Genomic DNA, 15,819 nt, shown 5'->3' with positions numbered 1-15,819 from the left:
CATGAGCGACACCCACGCCCAGACCGTCTCCTTCGTGCGCGACACGATGCTGCCCGCGGCCACGCCGCCCGTGCGCGAGGCGGGGGCGATCAAGTGGCTGCGCGAGAACCTGTTCTCGGGGCCGGTCAACACGATCCTGACGCTACTCGGCTTCGCCATCGTCTGGTTCCTCATCGCGACCTTCTGGGACTGGTTCGCCCATTCCGTCTGGAATGCCGGCAGCCTGGCCGAGTGCCGCCAGATCATCGCCGCGACCTGGGGCGAGAGTGCCCGCGGCGCCTGCTGGGCCGTGATCCGCGACCGCTGGAACCAGTATGTGTTCGGCTTCTACCCGATGGATCTCTACTGGCGGCCGACCATGACCTTCGGGCTGCTGATGGTCGCGCTGGCGCCGGTCCTCTTCAGCGCCTCGCGGACCATCCGCCGGACCGTGCTGGCCATCACCGCGGTCCTGACGCTCTGGGCGATGGTCGTGCTGGGCGCACCGGCGGGCTGGCTGGCCTTCGCCGCGGCCGTGCTGATCGGCGGCTTCCTGATCTCCGAGCGCCACGTGCTGTGGCTGCTGCCCTTCTCGATCGTCTATCCGCTGCTGGGCGTGTGGTTCCTGTGGGGCGGCTCGCTCTGGGGGCCGATCTTCGTGCTGGTCGGGCCGCTGCTCGGCTGGATCGCCTGGACGCTGGTCTCGCGCATCGCGCCGATGCTGGGCGTCGTCGCGGCAATCCTGGTGACGGTGCTGTTCTGGCTGCTCTATGCCGGGGACGCGGCGGCGGATGCCGAGCGCCTGCTGTCGCTGTCGATCCAGACCGTCCGCTCGGACCGGTTCGGGGGCTTCCTTCTGTCGGTCACCATCGGCGTCGCCGGCATCGCGCTGTCCCTGCCGCTCGGGATCATCCTGGCGCTGGCGCGGCAGTCCGACATGTTCCTCGTGAAGACGCTCTCGGTGATCTTCATCGAGTTCATCCGCGGCGTGCCGCTGATCACGCTTCTCTTCGTGGCGTCGCTGCTGCTGAACTACTTCCTGCCGCCGGGCACCAGCTTCGACATCATCCTGCGCGTCATCATCATGGTGACGATCTTCGCGGCCGCCTACATGGCCGAGGTGATCCGCGGCGGCCTCGCCGCCCTGCCCAAGGGTCAGTACGAGGCCGCGGACGCGCTCGGTCTCGACTACTGGAAGGCGCAGCGGCTGATCATCCTGCCGCAGGCGCTGAAGATCTCGATCCCCGGGATCGTCTCGACCTTCATCGGCATGTTCAAGGACACGACGCTGGTGACCTTCGTCGGGCTCTACGACCCGCTGAAGTCGATGTCGGACGCGGTGCGCGCCTCGACCGACTGGAAGGGCATCTACTGGGAGCCGTACATCTTCGTCGGCGCCATCTTCTTTCTCATCTGCTTCGGCATGTCGCGATACTCGATGTATCTCGAGCGGCGGCTGCAGCGCGATCACAGGTAGGACCGGGCCATGGAAACCATCGAGCGGAAGATCGACCGCAGCCAGATGAAGGTCAGCGACGAGGTCGCCATCGACATCCGCGGCATGAACAAGTGGTTCGGCAGCTTCCACGTCCTGCGCGACATCGACCTGACCGTCCACCGGGGCGAGCGGATCGTGATCGCCGGCCCGTCGGGGTCGGGCAAGTCCACGCTGATCCGCTGCATCAACCGGCTGGAGGAGCACCAGTCAGGCCACATCTCGGTCGACGGGGTCGAGCTGACCAGCGACATCAAGAACATCGACAAGGTGCGCTCGGATGTCGGGATGGTGTTCCAGCACTTCAACCTGTTCCCGCACCTGACCGTGCTGGAGAACTGCACGCTGGCGCCGATCTGGGTGCGGAAGGTCCCCAAGAAGCAGGCCGAGGCGACGGCCATGCGCTTCCTCGAGAAGGTGAAGATCCCCGAGCAGGCGCTGAAATATCCCGGGCAGCTGTCGGGCGGTCAGCAGCAGCGGGTCGCGATCGCCCGGTCGCTCTGCATGCAGCCGAAGATCATGCTCTTCGACGAGCCGACCAGCGCGCTCGATCCCGAGATGATCAAGGAGGTGCTGGACACGATGATCCAGCTGGCCGAGGAGGGGATGACCATGATCTGCGTGACGCACGAGATGGGCTTCGCCCAGGCCGTCGCGAACCGGGTGATCTTCATGGACCAGGGCCAGATCGTCGAGCAGAACTCGCCGCGCGAGTTCTTCAACAACCCGCGGTCCGAGCGCACGAAGCTGTTTCTCAGCCAGATCCTGGGGCACTGACCGGGCAGGGCAGGGGGCCTCGCCCCCGGCCCTGCGGCTGGTCCCTGGATCCCTGCGCGAAGAAGACGTGGCGGCTCAGCTGCGTCCGTCGAAGCGGACGAAATCCAGCGAGCTGCCTTGGCCCGGCTCGACATCGGCCCAGCTGTCGCTCTGGAAGTCGACGACCAGCGTCGCGGCCGTCGGGAAGCGGCGGAAGTCAGGGTCCAGCGGCGGCCGCGCGGGCAGCATCGCCGCGAATTCTGAAATGCCCGGATTGTGGCCGATCATCATCACCGTCGGCATGGTGGCCGTCTTCAGCACCGCCAGCATCCGGTCCGGGCCGGCGTGGTACAGAGCGGGCTCGATCCTGCCCGGCGGGCGCGTCTCGAGCGGGGCGCCGGCGATCAGGTCCCAGGTCTCGCGGGTGCGGGTCGAGGAGGAGCAGAGCACCTCTTCCGGCTCGTAGCCGCGCGAGGCGATCCAGTCGCCCAAGGCGCGGGCCGAGCGGCGCCCGCGCTCGTTCAGCGGGCGGTCGTGATCGTCGAGAGTCGGGTCGTCCCAGGCCGACTTGGCATGGCGCGTCAGGATCAGTCGGCGGTGCCCGAGAGGAGTCATGATGTGCTGCCTTGTTGCCATGCCCGTTGACACGCAGCCTGCCACAGCCGCCGACGCGGCTGCAAGCGCCCATCGGCAGGCCGGCTGCCGGCCCGCCGCTGCGCCCGGCTAGAGCCCGGCCTCGCCCTGGCGCAGGCCGTGCGGCTTGACGCGCGGCTCGGTCGAGCGGATCAGCGAGCCGGCGCCATGCTCGGTGAACAGCTCGAGAAGGCAGGCATGGGGCACCCGGCCATCCAGGATCACCACCGCCCGCACGCCCTCGTCCAGCGCCATCAGCGCCGTCTCGGTCTTCGGGATCATGCCGCCGCCGATCTGGCCGTCCGCGATCATCGTGCGCACTTGGTCGGGATGAAGCTGCGTGACCACCTCGCCCGAGGCGTCCTTGACGCCCGCCACGTCGGTCAGCAGCAGCAGCCGGTCCGCCTTAAGCGCGCCCGCGATGGCGCCCGCGGCCGTGTCGCCGTTGACGTTGAAGGTCTCGTTGTCCTCCATCCCCGTGGCGACGGGGGCGATGACTGGGATCATGCCGGCGCTGTAGAGGTCGCGGATGATCTGGACGTTCATCTCGACCGGGCGGCCGACGAAGCCCAGTTCGGGATCGTCCGCCTCGCAGACCATCATGTCGTCATCCTTGCCCGAGATGCCGACCGCGCGCCCGCCCGCGTCGTTGATCGCCTGCACGATGCGCTTGTTGACCAGTCCCGAGAGGACCATCTCGACCACCTCGACGGTCTCCTTGGTCGTCACGCGCTTGCCACGCACGAAGCGGCTCTCGATGCCCAGCTTGCCCAGCAGGTCGTTGATCATCGGCCCGCCGCCGTGGCAGACGACCGGGTTCATGCCGACCTGCTTCATCAGGACGATGTCGCGGGCGAACTCGGCCATCGCCGCGTCGTCGCCCATCGCGTTGCCGCCGAACTTGACGACGACGACCGCGCCCGAATATCGCTGAAGATAGGGCAGCGCCTCCGAGAGGGTGCGAGCGGTGGCGATCCAGTCACGATTCATGTTCTGCGTTCTCATCCTTGGCCCCTTGCTGCGGGGCGGACCCTAGGACGCAGGCGGGGATCAGTCCAGCCCGGCAATGATCGCGCGCAGCGTGGCGATGCCCTGCCCCTTCTCGGACGAGGTCACGACTAGCTCGGGATAGGCGGCGGGGTGCTTCTGCAGCGCCTCCTCGACCTGCGCGATGACCGGCTTGATCGCGTTGGGCCCCAGCTTGTCGGTCTTGGTCAGCACGACCTGGAAGGGCACGGCCGAGCGGTCGAGCAGCTTCATGATCTCGTGGTCGACATCCTTCACGCCGTGCCGGGCGTCGATCAGGCAGAAGGCGCGGCGCAGGGTCGGCCGGCCCGCCAGGTAGTTCTTCAGCAGCGCCTGCCACTTGGCGACCACCGCGACCGGCGCCTTGGCAAAGCCGTAGCCCGGAAGGTCGACCAGATAGGCCTGCTCGCCCAAGGCGAAGTAGTTGATCTCTTGCGTGCGGCCGGGCGTGTTCGAGGCGCGGGCGATGCCCTTGCGACCGGTCAGCGCGTTGATGAGGCTGGACTTGCCCACATTGCTGCGGCCGGCGAAGCAGACCTCGGGGCGATCCGCGGGGGGCAGGCCGTCCATCGCGACGACGCCCTTCACGAAGTCCACGGGACCGGCGAACAGAAGCCGCGCGGCCTCGGCAAGATCGGCCTCGGGCTCGGCGGCGATGGGGAAGGCGACCTTCATGGCAGCACCTCGTCTTGGATGCGGATCTCGGCGCCGGTGACCACCTCGGCGAAGATCCCGAATTGCGTGTGCCCGTAAAGGCGACGGAGGTCGGCGACCATGTCGCCGTCGCGCGTCCCGGTGCTGGTATCCGCCGAAGTGGCGTCGCAGCGGCCGACATGGTCCGTCACGCGCAGCTCGGCCGCGCCGATGCGGATGACGCGGCCCATCCAGTCGCGCTCGGCGAAGGGCGACGCGCCCTCGATCCACAGGTTCGCGCGCCAGCGGTGGGTGCCGAGCGGCCGGCCGAGCCGGTTCTCCAGATCTTGCAGGCTGTCCAGCGACAGGATCGAGATCCACGGCCATTTCTGGTCGGTCCAGATCGCCGCGCCCCGGACAAGCCGCGTCGGCGGCGCGGCGTCAGCCGGCCAGAGCGGGCGGAGCCAGTCGATCAGCAGCTGGCCCTCGGTCTCGGGATCGATGCTGAGGCTGCCTTGGGAAGGGTGGCGCAGGGTCAGGCGGCCGTCCTGCCAGCCGCCCTCGACGGCCTGCACCGCCGGCGAGAGGACGCCGCGCAGGAAGGCCGACTTCGGAAGCCATCGGTCGGGCGCACCCTCCGTCTGGCTGGCCAAGGCCAGCCGCTCGCCGCTCTCGGTCAGGATGGCCCATTCGCGATCGCCCGGAAGCCGCCGCGCCGGGGTCAGGTGCACCCGCTCCAGCCCCTCGCCGCCGACCGACTTGACCGGGTGACGGCGGATCAGGGCCAGGCGGATGCTCACTTTCCGGCGTCCTTGGTGGCCGCCGGCTTGGCAGACTTGGTCTTCGCCGCGTCCTTGCCCCGTGCCGGGATGGATGCACGGATGTTGCCGAAGAGATCGGGCCGCGCGCCGTGCATGGACATGATCGTGTATTGCTGGATGATCGTGATCACGTTGTTGGTGATCCAGTAGAGCACCAGCCCCGAGGCGAAGCCGCCCAGCATGAACATGAAGATCCACGGCATCCAGGCGAAGATCATCTTCTGCGTGGGATCGGTGGGGGCCGGGTTCAGCTTCTGCTGCAGCCACATGCTGACGCCCAGGAAGATCGCAAGGACCGGCAGCGTCAGCGAGTGCAGCAGCGTGCCCTGCGCCGGCACGCCGAAGTTCAGCAGGCCGTAGAGGTTCAGCAGGCTCGACGGATCGGGGGCGGAAAGGTCCTGAATCCAGCCGAACCACGGCGCGTGCCGCAGCTCGATCGTGACGAAGATCACCTTGTAGAGCGAGAAGAAGATCGGGATCTGCAGCAGGATGGGAAGACAGCCGGCGGCGGGGTTCACCTTCTCGCGCTTGTAAAGCTCCATCACCTCGCGCTGGAACTTCATGCGGTCGTCGCCGGTGCGGGTCTTGATCTCCTCCATCTGCGGCTGCAGTTCCTTCATCTTCGCCATCGAGATGTAGGACTTGCGCGCGAGCGGGAAGACCAGCGTCTTCAGGACGAAGGTCAGCGCGATGATGGCCCAGCCCATGTTGCCGATGATGCCGTGCAACCAGTGCAGCAGGCGGAAGATCGGCTTCGTCAGGAAGTAGAACCACCCCCAATCGATCGAGTCGACGAAGCGCTGGATGCCCGGGTTTTCCTCGTAGCCGCGGATGACTTCCCAGACCTTGGCGCCGGCGAAGAGGTAGCTGTCGGCGCTGAGGGTCGTGCCCGGCGCGACGGTCTGCATCGGGAAGCGCGCCTCGGTCTGGTAGATGTCGGCGCCTTCGGCATATTTCACCACGGCGGTGAAGGCCTGGCCCGGCGCCGGGGCGAGCGTGGTCATCCAGTACTTGTCGGTGAAGCCGATCCAGCCGTTGCCGTTCACCTCGAAGATCTCGGCCCGGCCTTCGCGCGGGTTCACGTCGAGCTCGGCGACCGCGTTGTACTTCATCTCGACGAGGCTGCCGTCATGCATCCCGACGACGCCCTCGTGCAGGATGAAGAAGTTCTGCGTGTCCGGGCGGCCGTGGCGGGCGATGATGCCATAGGGCGCGGCGGCGAAGGCGGCGGCACCGTTGTTCTCGAGGGTCTGCGAGATCGAAAAGAGGTAGTTCTCGTCCAGTTGGAAGGTCCGGCGGAAGATCTGGCCGGCGCCGTTGTCCCAGGCCAGCGTCACCGGGTGGCCGGGCGAGAGGGTCTCGCCGGATTCCAGCTCCCACACCGTGGCGGGGCCGGGGACCAGCGCGGGATCGACGCCTGCGCCGGGGGTCCAGCCGTAGACGGCGTAATAGGGCTTGGTCAGGTTGACGCTGATGCGGTCGTCGGCGGTCGCGGACGAGGGGCTGAGCAGCCGAACCTCGGGAGCGCCGGGGTCCAGCGTCTCGCGGTAGCGCGTCAGCATGAGATCGTCGAGCCGCCCGCCGACCAGCGAGATCGAGCCCTCGAGCGCCTCGGACCGGATGGCGACGCGGCCGGCGGGCTCGGCCAGGTCGGTCGGCGCGTCTCCGGCAAGGTCGGCCGGCGCGGCGGTGGTGCCGGCTGCCGGCGCCAGTGGCTGGTCGCCGATGCTTTGCTCGGCCAGCGGCTGGCCGGATGGTTGATCCGAGACGGGCTCGGGCGCGAAGACCGTGTACCAGACCAGGATCACCAGGAACGACAGGACCGTCGCCAGGATCAGATTTCGGTTGTTGTCTTCCATGGCGTCACCACTGTCATCGCGTCAGTCGCGCCGGTTCAACAGAAGGGGCCAGTAAAGGTCAAGCGAATTTGCCCGAAGGGGCGACCTGACGCAGGCGCATGAAGGTCAGCACGCGCACGCTTACCGCCGCGGCGCCGCGGCAGGACGCGCCCTGGCTCGGCCAGGGACGACGTCGCGAGTGTGCCTTGGCTCAGGCGCTGCCGCGGCGCAGAAGGCGGTCGATCGCAAGCGAGTCGCGGCCAGTCGCCTCGGCGGCGCGGCGGCGCAGGAAGCCGGTCGCGGCATCGAAGGGCATCGGCCGTGCGATCGCGTAGCCCTGCACCTCGTCGCAGCCCATCTGCGCGAGGAAGCCTAGCTCCTCGCGTGTCTCGACGCCTTCGGCCAGGGCCGAGATGCCGAGACGTTCAGCCAGCGCCAGCACCGCGAGGATCATCCGTTGCTGGCTGTCGTCCACGTCGCAGGCGGTGACGAAGCTGCGGTCGATCTTGATGCGGTGGACGCCGAACTGGCGGATCGCATCGAGGCTGGCATAGCCGGTCCCGAAGTCGTCAAGGTCGATCCGGCAGCCCGCCTCGGCCAGGAGGCGCAGGTTGCGCCGGGCCTCGGCGTTGCTGGTGATCGGGCCGACGCTCTCCAGCACCTCGATAGTCAGCCGGTGGGGGCGCAGCTCGTGGCGATCCAGCTCCCACAGGATGCAGGCGGCGAAATTGGGGTCCGACAGCTCGCAGTTCGAGATGTTGATCGAGATCGTCGGCACGTCCAGTCCGGCGGCGTCCCAGTCCTGCAGCGCGCGCAAGCCCTGATCCAGCATCGCCAGGGTCAGTGCGCTGTGGTCGGATTCGGTCATGCCGGACAGGAAGGCGCCCGGCAGGAGGGTGCCGCGGCTCGGGTGGTTCCAGCGCGCCAGCAGCTCGAAGCCCGTGACGGCGCCCGAGTGGCAGGAGATCTGCGGCTGGAAATGGGCGATCAGCTGCCCGCATTCCGCCGCCTCGCCCACGGTGCTGACCTGACTGGTCTGCCCGAGCGCGTCGTCGAAGGCAAAGAGATGGACAAGCCCCAGATCCTCGCTTTGCAGCGCTTCGAGGCGGCGCCGGGCATTGCGGATCAGCGCGCTGCGTTCGGCCAGGCGCGGGCCCTCGTCATGGACGAGGATGCCCGTCACCACCGGGCAGACATCGTGCCCGGAGACGGGAAGCGGGACCTGTGCCTGGCGCTGCAGGCGCCGCGCGACCAGCATCGCCTCACGATCCGAGCGGTCCGTCAGAACGACCGCGAAGAGCCCCTGCGCGACAAGCTGGACCGGATCCTCGGGGCGGATGGCGCGGCTGAAGATCATCGACAGGCGCACCAGCAGGTGTCCCATGCCCGCCTTGCCCAGAAGTTCGGACAGGAACGAGCTGTTTTCTAGCCGGAACAGCAACAGGCTGCGCGAGGCGGGACTTGCGGGTTCCGGCCGCTGGAGGAGCGACCTGAAGGGCGACAGGAGACTGGAGACTTGCTTGAACATGCGGAGCCCTTCAGCGGACATCATCGCAGCATCTTTAGCCCGTAATCATTGCCGTTCGATTAAAGTTCACCGCCGCGTTGCCGAAGCAGGGGGACATCATCCGCCGCCGGATCAATGGCTTGCGGAAAAAGAGATTCAAAGTCGAAGAGTTTTGCGTCCAGAAGATGCGACGGGCGCACGTTCATCAGCGCGCGGAACATCACCTGCCGCCGGCCGGGGCTGCGCGATTCCCACTCGTCCAGCAGCCGCTTGACCTGGACTCGCTGCAGCCCCTCCTGGCTGCCGCAGAGATCGCACGGGATGATCGGGTAGCCCATCGCGCGCGAGAAGCGCTCGCAATCGGCCTCGGCCACATAAGCGAGCGGGCGCAGGACGGTCAGATCGCCATCCTCGTTCAGCAGCTTCGGCGGCATCGTGGCCAGCCGGCCGCCGTGGAACAGGTTCATGAAGAACGTCTCGAGGATGTCGTCGCGGTGATGGCCCAGCACCACCGCGGCGCAGCCTTCCTCGCGCGCGATGCGGTAGAGATTGCCGCGGCGCAGGCGCGAGCAGAGCGCGCAATAGGTGCGGCCGGCCGGCACCTTCTCCTTCACGATGGAATAGGTGTCCTGATACTCGATCCGGTGCGGCACGCCACGGGCCTTCAGGAAGTCGGGCAGGACGGTCGCCGGAAAGCCGGGCTGGCCCTGGTCGAGGTTGCAGGCCAGCAGGTCGACCGGAAGCAGGCCGCGCCATTGCAGCTCGTGCAGGATCGCCAGCAGGGCGTAGCTGTCCTTGCCGCCCGACAGGCAGACCAGCCAGCGATCGCCCGGTCGCACCATGCCGAAATCCTCGATCGCCGCGCGCGTCTCGCGCACGAGGCGCTTGCGCAGCTTGCGGAACTCCAGCGAATCCGGGGCGCCGGCGAAGAGCGGGTGGATCTCGGTCTCGTCAACGTCGTCCAGCATCGCGGTGCTCCTTGTCATGTTCGGGATCGGCGCCCGGCACGGGATCGTAGCCGAACCCGCCCCAGGGATGGCAGCGGCCGATCCGGCGCAGCGTCAGCCAGCCGCCCCGGAGCCCGCCATGCCGGGCCAGGGCATCAAGCGCGTAGGCCGAGCAGGTGGGCTGGAAGCGGCAGCCATGCCCGACCCAAGGCGAGGCGACCAGGCGGTATCCGCGCACGGGCAGGGCGAGGATGCGCGCCAGCGGGCTCATCCGTGGACCTTGCGCAGCGCGCGCTCCAGGTCAGCGCGGAGATCCGCGAAGGGAAGCGCGATCGTGGCGGTCGGACGCCCGACGAGGACGTAATCCCAGCCCGGCCGCGCAAGGCCAGGTGCCACCAGCCGCGCGATCTCGCGCAGGCGGCGCTTGGCGCGGTTGCGGGCCACGGCGTTTCCCAGCTTCTTCGAGCAGGTGAAGCCGATACGGAAGGGTTTGTCGTCGCCCCGGTCGCGGGCCTGGAGCAGGAAGCCCGGCATTCCCTGGCGCCGAGCGCGCGCGGCGGAGAGGAAATCCGCGCGCTTGCGCAGGACCTCGGGCATTCGCGCCCCTGAAACGCCACATGCCGCCGCGCCGTCACCCCCGGGCTGCATATCAGCGGAAGGATGAGGCACAGGCGGCATGTCGGAGCCTTTTCCGGGCAGGAGGCTGCCCGTGCGGTGCGGCAGCTTACGCCGAAAGACGCTTGCGGCCCTTGGCGCGACGGCGGTTCAGCACCAGACGGCCGCCCTTGGTGGCCATGCGGGCGCGGAAGCCGTGCCGGCGCGCACGAACGAGGTTCGAAGGTTGGAAGGTGCGCTTCATGGTCAGTCTCCGGGTCGATGCTTGCGGTTGACGCGGGATGCCGGGCGCAGCTGACAGGCCGTTGCCCTGCGCAGACGCGCCGGTTGTTCGAAGCCCGCCAGATAGGGCGAACGGGCTTCCGCGTCAACCGCTAGATCACGGGATTTGACCTTTTTGCCGCAAGGATGCAATGTTCCGTCTTGGGAACCCGCATTCGATCACATTCGTTTGATCGGTAGCGCCGTCTGCAAGCGGCTGACAAGGCGACAGGCCGTCTTCATAACCCGGATCACATGCGACTGAACACGATCTCTGGCCGATTCGCTGCGTTGACGATCATGTTCGTCATTCTTGCAGAGCTGTTCATCCTGCTGCCCTCGCTGGCGAGCTTCCGTCTGGATCATCTCGAATCGCGGCTGGAGCGGGCGCAGATCGCCTCGCTCGCGCTGCTGGCGACGGACGACTCGCTTGCCGCGGACCTCGAATCCGAGCTGCTGCAGAACGCCGGCGTCTTCAACGTCGTGCTGCGGCGGGACGACATCCGGCAGCTGGTGCTGTCTTCGCCGATACCCGGTCCCATCGCGGCGACCTACGATCTGCGCTCCGAGGGGATCCTGCAGACGATCGACGACGCGCTGGCGACGCTCTTCCGCCCCCAGAACGAGGTGATCCGCGTGATCGGCGCACCGGTCAACCAGGCCGGCCAGCTCATCGAGATCACGATGGAGACCGCCCCGCTGCGTGAGGCGATGATCGACTACGGGCTGCGGCTGCTGGCCCTGTCGGCGGCCTTCTCGATCCTGACGGCGGTGCTGCTGTTTCTGGCGGCGCAGCGGCTGATCCTGGCGCCGATCCGGCGGGTGATCAGCCACATGTCCGCCTATGCCAGCGCGCCCGAGGATGCGCGCCACATCATCATTCCCGACGCCCACCTGGCCGAGCTGCGCGAGGCCGAGACGGCGCTGGAGGCGATGCAGAAGACCGTCACCTCGTCACTGAAGCAGAAGGAACGGATGGCGCAGCTGGGGCAGGCGGTCGCCAAGATCAGCCACGATCTGCGCAACATCCTGACAACGGCGCAGATCTTCGCGGACCGGCTGGAGGACAGCGCCGATCCCAAGGTACGCCGGGCCGCGCCGAAGCTGGTCAACTCGATCACCCGCGCCGTCAATCTCTGCGAGACGACGCTGGCCTTCGGCAAGGCCGAGGAGCCATCGCCGACCCTGTCCCGCTTCAACCTGGCGCAGCTGGCCGCCGAGGTGGTCGAGGCCGAGAGCCTTGCGGGCGAGGCCGCGGGCCAGGTCGACTTCCTCACCGACATCCCGCCCAGCCTGACGATCCGCGCCGACCGCGACCAGCTCTACCGCGTTCTGGCCAATCTCGTGCGCAACGCGCGCCAGGCGATCGAGGGCACCCGCCAGTCCGGCACGATCGAGATCGGCGCCGGCGAAAGCGACACCGACTGGTGGATCCGGGTCGGCGACACCGGGCCGGGCCTGCCCGACAAGGCGCGCGAGTACCTGTTCCAGCCCTTCACCGGCAGCGCGCGGAAGGGCGGCACCGGCCTCGGCCTGACCATCGCGGCCGATCTGGTGCGCGGCCATGGCGGCCGGCTGGAGCTGCTGCGCAGCGATGGCGAGGGCAGCCAGTTCTGCATCCTGATCCCGCGCGCGATGGCGATCCTGCCGCAGCGCCACGTCACCGCGGCCCGCTGAGGCCCGCTGAAACGCACCTGCGACGACCGCGGGAAGAAACTTCGTTTTCGCCCTTGCGCTCCCCCGAAGGCATCGGTAGATCACCGCCTCAAGACGGACCCGTAGCTCAGCTGGATAGAGCACCAGACTACGAATCTGGGGGTCGGGCGTTCGAATCGCTCCGGGTCCGCCATTGACTTCCTCGGCCGCCGCAAGCGCAAGCAGGAAGCCCTCTCCCCGGTATCCCCGCCCTTCGACAGGCTGCGTCAGCGCGCGTCGTCACGCGTCCGCGAAGCGGTAGCCCACGCCGGCCTCGGTGAAAATGTAGCGCGGGTCGCCCGCGTCGTCCCCGATCTTGGCGCGCAGCTGGCGGATGAAGACGCGCAGGTACTGGCTGTCCTCGCGATGCGCCGGGCCCCAGACATGCTCCAGCGCCGCGCCCTGCGTCACCAGCCGGCCCGCATTCGAGGCCAGCAGCCACAGCAGGTCGAACTCCTTGCGGGTCAGGTGGATCGGCGCGCCGTTCTTGCCGACGGTGCGGGCGGCGGCGTCGATCGTCAGGTCCGCGATTTCCAGGACGGCGCCGTGCTGCGCGCCCGTGCCGCGGTCGCGCAGAAGGCCCCGCAGGCGCGCCAGCAGCTCGCCGATGGCGAAGGGCTTGGTGACATAGTCCTGCGCGCCGGCGTCCAGCAGGGCGACCTTCTCGGCCTCGTCGGCGCGGACCGACAGGACCAGGACCGGCACCCGGCTCCAGTCCCGCAGGCGCGCCAGCACCTCGCGGCCGTCGAGATCCGGCAGGCCGAGGTCCAGGATCACCGCCTCTGGCGTCGTCAGCGCGGCGGCCTTGATGCCGTCGCGGCCGGTGGCGGCCTCGGTCACATGATGGCCCTCGGCCTCCAGCGCGATGCGCAGGAAGCGGCGGATCGGGGTCTCGTCGTCGATGACGAGGATGCGGGCGGGCGAGGTCGTCATGCGGGGGCTTCCGGATTGGCCAGCGGCAGGGTCAGCGCAATGCGGGTGCCGCTGCCATCGGCCTGCGCGGGAAGGGCCGCGATGCGCCCGCCATGGGCTTCGACGATCCCGCGGGCGATGGCAAGGCCGAGCCCGGTGCCGGCACGTTGCCCGTCGCCCTCGCCCACGCGGTAGAACATGTCGAAGACGCGGGCGCGCGCCTCGGGCGGGATGCCGGGGCCGGTGTCGCTGACGGCCAGTTCCGCCTCGATGCCCCTAATGCCGCCCGAGACGGTGATCGCGCTGCCCTCGGGCGCGTATTTTGCGGCATTGTCCAGAAGGTTCATCACCACCTGCTCGATCAGCAGCGGATCGGCCAGCACCGGCGGCAGGCCCTCGGGCACCTCGACCGAGACCTGGTGGCCCCGCAGCGCGCCGCGCAGGCGGTGGCGGGCGCTGCCGGCGATCTCGCGCAGGTCCACGGCAAGGCGCTTGGGCACCAGCGCGCCGTGGCCGAGCCGCGTCATGTCGAGAAGGTTCTGGATGTAGCGGTCCAGCCGCTCGCCCTCGTCGCGGATCGTCTCGGCCATGGCGGCGCGGGAGTCCGCGGGCAGGACCAGCGCGGGATCGGCCAGCGTGGAGGCGGCGCCGATGATCGAGACGAGCGGTGTGCGCAGATCGTGGCTGACCGAGGAGAGCAGCGCGGCGCGCAGCCGCTCGGCCTCGGAGGCGACGAGCGCCTGTTCCAGATCGCCCTGCAGCTCGATCCGCTCCAGCGCGACGCCCAGCTGGTCGGTCATCGCGTCCAGAAGGCGGCGGTCGGCGGGGGCGAGGGGGCGGCCGTCGGGGAAGGCGACGCCCAGCACGGCCAGCCGCCGGTCGCCCCGCCCCACAGGCAGGAACAGCCAGGCGCTGGCCGGCAGCGTCCCCGAGCCGCGCCCGGCTTCTTCGCCCCGGCGCCAGGCGTAGTCGGCGGCCGAGGCGTCCCGCAGGTCCAGCACGTCGCGCGGCGGCTCGGCGGCCTCGATGGCCGGCCGTCCGGCGGGGCCCGGGCGCAGCAGCACCGTCTCGCAGCTCAGCGCGGCGCGGACATGGCTGGCGGCCGCGCGCAGCACCTCGGCCGATGAGGTGGCGCCGGCCACCTGGCGCGCGAAGTCGTAGAGCAGGTTCGTCCGCAGCGCGATCTCGCGCTGCGCCAGCGCCCGCTCGCGCAGCCGCGCCGCCAGGTTGCCGGTCAGCATCGACGCGATGAGGAACAGGACCAGCGTCAGGATGTGGTCCTGCTGGATCACGAAGAAGGTGCTGCGCGGGTGGGTGAAGAAGAAGTTGTAGGTCAGGAAGCTGAGGCAGGAGGCGTAGAGCGAGGGCCAGAGCCCCTGCCGCACCGCGACGCCGATCACCCCGGTCATGAAGATCAGCGCCAGCGAGGGGACCGGGAAGACCCAGTCCGCCGCGAAGGCGATCAGCCCGGTCGCAGCCACGGTCAACGTCGCCTTGCCATAGGCGCGGGGGTCGCGCTCTCGCGGCCAGCGGCGCGGCGGCGGCGGGGCCGCCTCGCGCTGCGGCTCGGAGACGACCGTCACCTCGAAGTCGCGCCCGTCCTCGGCCACGGCGCGGGCGACGTCCTCGCGCCAGAACCGCCGCCACCACGGGCGGGGCCGCGCGCGCCCCAGAAGGATGCGGCTGACATTGCGGCGGCGCGCATAGTCCAGGATCTCGGCCGCGACGGGACCGGCCGCCTGCAGCGTCGCCACCTCGGCGCCGAGGCGTTCGGCCAGGCGCAGCGCCTGCGCGACGGCATCGCGGTCCGCGTCCGACACCGCCTCGGCATCGGCCGGTGCCACGGTGACGGCCACCCATTCGACCCGCGCCCGGTCGGCCATGCGCTTGGCGGTGCGGACCAGCGTGCGCGCGACCGGGCTTTCGGTCAGCGCGACCAGGATCCGCTCCTGCGCGGGCCAGGGGCCGCCGATGGCGTTGGCGCGCATGTGTTCCTGCAGCTGCGCGTCCACCCGGTCGGCGGCGGCGCGCATTGCCATCTCGCGCAGCGCGGTCAGGTTGCCCTTGGAGAAGAAGTTCTGCACCGCCCGCGCGATCTGGTCCTGCACATAGACCTTGCCGGCGCGCAGCCGCTCGATCAGCTCCTCGGTCGGCAGGTCGATCAGCTCGACCTCGTCGGCGCGCTCCAGCACCGCGTCGGGCACGGTTTCGCGCACGCGCACGCCCGAGATGCGGGCGACGCGGTCGTTCAGCGTTTCCAGGTGCTGCACGTTCAGCGTGGTCAGCACGTCGATGCCGGCGGCCAGCACCTCCTCGACATCCTGCCAGCGCTTCTCATGGCGGCTGCCGGGGATGTTGGAATGCGCCAGCTCGTCGATCAGCGCCAGCGCCGGACGCCGTTCCAGCAGGGCATCCAGATCCATCTCGTGCAGGATGCGGTCGCGGTAGAACTGCGCGCGCTTCGGCAGCAGCTCGAGGCCCTGCAGCAGCGCCTCGGTCTCGGCGCGGCCATGGGTCTCGACGACGGCGGCCACCACGTCCACACCCTCGGCCGCGCGGCGGCGGGCGGCCTCGAGCATGGCATAGGTCTTGCCGACGCCGGGCGCGGCGCCCAGAAAGATCTTCAGCCGCCCGCGCCCCTCGCGCCCGGCCTCTGCCAGCAGGGCCTCGGGTTCGGGCCGCAGGTCGGTCGCGATCATGG

At 69.2% G+C, this 15,819-nt stretch carries 15 protein-coding genes and 1 tRNA gene; 4 read left to right on the top strand and 12 right to left on the bottom strand.

Annotated features, from left to right (window positions below):
• Window position 1: 1 nt before the first annotated feature.
• A complete protein-coding gene (locus BLP73_RS14895; RefSeq protein ID WP_090746380.1) occupies window positions 2-1,456 on the top strand; it encodes an amino acid ABC transporter permease in 1,455 nt (484 codons plus the stop codon).
• Between the two features lie 9 nt (window positions 1,457-1,465).
• Window positions 1,466-2,251, top strand: coding sequence for an amino acid ABC transporter ATP-binding protein (locus BLP73_RS14890; protein ID WP_090746377.1), 786 nt, complete (start codon window positions 1,466-1,468; stop codon window positions 2,249-2,251).
• Window positions 2,252-2,326: 75 nt separating this feature from the next.
• On the opposite strand, the gene BLP73_RS14885 is transcribed toward BLP73_RS14890, so the two are convergent.
• From BLP73_RS14885 to rpmH, 10 genes are all read right to left on the bottom strand, one after another.
• On the bottom strand, window positions 2,327-2,845 hold the full coding sequence (locus BLP73_RS14885; protein ID WP_090746374.1) for a SixA phosphatase family protein: 519 nt from the start codon (window positions 2,843-2,845) through the stop codon (window positions 2,327-2,329).
• A 108-nt stretch (window positions 2,846-2,953) separates the two neighbouring features.
• Window positions 2,954-3,853 (bottom strand): acetylglutamate kinase, encoded by a 900-nt coding sequence (argB, locus tag BLP73_RS14880; protein WP_090746372.1) that lies wholly within the window; start codon window positions 3,851-3,853, stop codon window positions 2,954-2,956.
• Between the two features lie 60 nt (window positions 3,854-3,913).
• Window positions 3,914-4,564, bottom strand: a complete 651-nt coding sequence (yihA, locus tag BLP73_RS14875; protein ID WP_090746369.1) for a ribosome biogenesis GTP-binding protein YihA/YsxC — start codon at window positions 4,562-4,564, stop codon at window positions 3,914-3,916.
• A complete protein-coding gene (locus tag BLP73_RS14870; protein WP_090746366.1) occupies window positions 4,561-5,322 on the bottom strand; it encodes an MOSC domain-containing protein in 762 nt (253 codons plus the stop codon). Before BLP73_RS14870 ends, yihA begins: the two co-directional genes overlap by 4 nt.
• Complete coding sequence (gene yidC / locus BLP73_RS14865; RefSeq protein ID WP_090746363.1) at window positions 5,319-7,202, bottom strand: membrane protein insertase YidC; 1,884 nt, start codon at window positions 7,200-7,202, stop codon at window positions 5,319-5,321. Before yidC ends, BLP73_RS14870 begins: the two co-directional genes overlap by 4 nt.
• Before the next feature lie 190 nt (window positions 7,203-7,392).
• Window positions 7,393-8,709, bottom strand: a complete 1,317-nt coding sequence (locus BLP73_RS14860) for a GGDEF domain-containing phosphodiesterase (RefSeq protein WP_175453380.1) — start codon at window positions 8,707-8,709, stop codon at window positions 7,393-7,395.
• A gap of 59 nt (window positions 8,710-8,768) precedes the next feature.
• A complete protein-coding gene (ttcA, locus tag BLP73_RS14855; RefSeq protein WP_090746358.1) occupies window positions 8,769-9,656 on the bottom strand; it encodes a tRNA 2-thiocytidine(32) synthetase TtcA in 888 nt (295 codons plus the stop codon).
• Window positions 9,640-9,906 carry a membrane protein insertion efficiency factor YidD gene (yidD, locus tag BLP73_RS14850; protein WP_090746355.1) on the bottom strand — a complete coding sequence of 89 codons (267 nt, stop codon included), beginning with the start codon at window positions 9,904-9,906 and terminating at the stop codon, window positions 9,640-9,642. The genes ttcA and yidD overlap by 17 nt, the downstream gene beginning before the upstream one ends.
• Window positions 9,903-10,283 carry a ribonuclease P protein component gene (rnpA, locus tag BLP73_RS14845; RefSeq protein ID WP_090746353.1) on the bottom strand — a complete coding sequence of 127 codons (381 nt, stop codon included), beginning with the start codon at window positions 10,281-10,283 and terminating at the stop codon, window positions 9,903-9,905. The genes yidD and rnpA overlap by 4 nt, the downstream gene beginning before the upstream one ends.
• A 76-nt stretch (window positions 10,284-10,359) precedes the next feature.
• Window positions 10,360-10,494 (bottom strand): 50S ribosomal protein L34, encoded by a 135-nt coding sequence (rpmH, locus tag BLP73_RS14840; protein ID WP_042247969.1) that lies wholly within the window; start codon window positions 10,492-10,494, stop codon window positions 10,360-10,362.
• A 272-nt stretch (window positions 10,495-10,766) separates the two neighbouring features.
• Between rpmH and BLP73_RS14835 the strand changes: the two genes are divergently transcribed.
• Together BLP73_RS14835 and BLP73_RS14830 are read left to right on the top strand one after the other, a co-directional pair.
• A complete protein-coding gene (locus BLP73_RS14835) occupies window positions 10,767-12,188 on the top strand; it encodes a sensor histidine kinase (protein WP_090746350.1) in 1,422 nt (473 codons plus the stop codon).
• Between the two features lie 95 nt (window positions 12,189-12,283).
• Window positions 12,284-12,360 (top strand) — tRNA-Arg (locus BLP73_RS14830).
• 86 nt (window positions 12,361-12,446) lie between these two features.
• Here the strand turns inward: BLP73_RS14830 and BLP73_RS14825 are convergent.
• Both BLP73_RS14825 and BLP73_RS14820 read right to left on the bottom strand, forming a co-directional pair.
• On the bottom strand, window positions 12,447-13,139 hold the full coding sequence (locus BLP73_RS14825; RefSeq protein WP_090746346.1) for a response regulator: 693 nt from the start codon (window positions 13,137-13,139) through the stop codon (window positions 12,447-12,449).
• Window positions 13,136-15,817, bottom strand: a complete 2,682-nt coding sequence (locus BLP73_RS14820; RefSeq protein ID WP_090746343.1) for a sensor histidine kinase — start codon at window positions 15,815-15,817, stop codon at window positions 13,136-13,138. The genes BLP73_RS14825 and BLP73_RS14820 overlap by 4 nt, the downstream gene beginning before the upstream one ends.
• Window positions 15,818-15,819: the final 2 nt, after the last annotated feature.

It is taken from the genome of Paracoccus tibetensis, assembly GCF_900102505.1.
GTDB classification, from domain to species: Bacteria; Pseudomonadota; Alphaproteobacteria; order Rhodobacterales; family Rhodobacteraceae; genus Paracoccus; species Paracoccus tibetensis.
The sequence above is the reverse complement of the archived record's forward strand: the minus strand, read 5'-3'. Positions and strand labels throughout refer to the sequence as shown.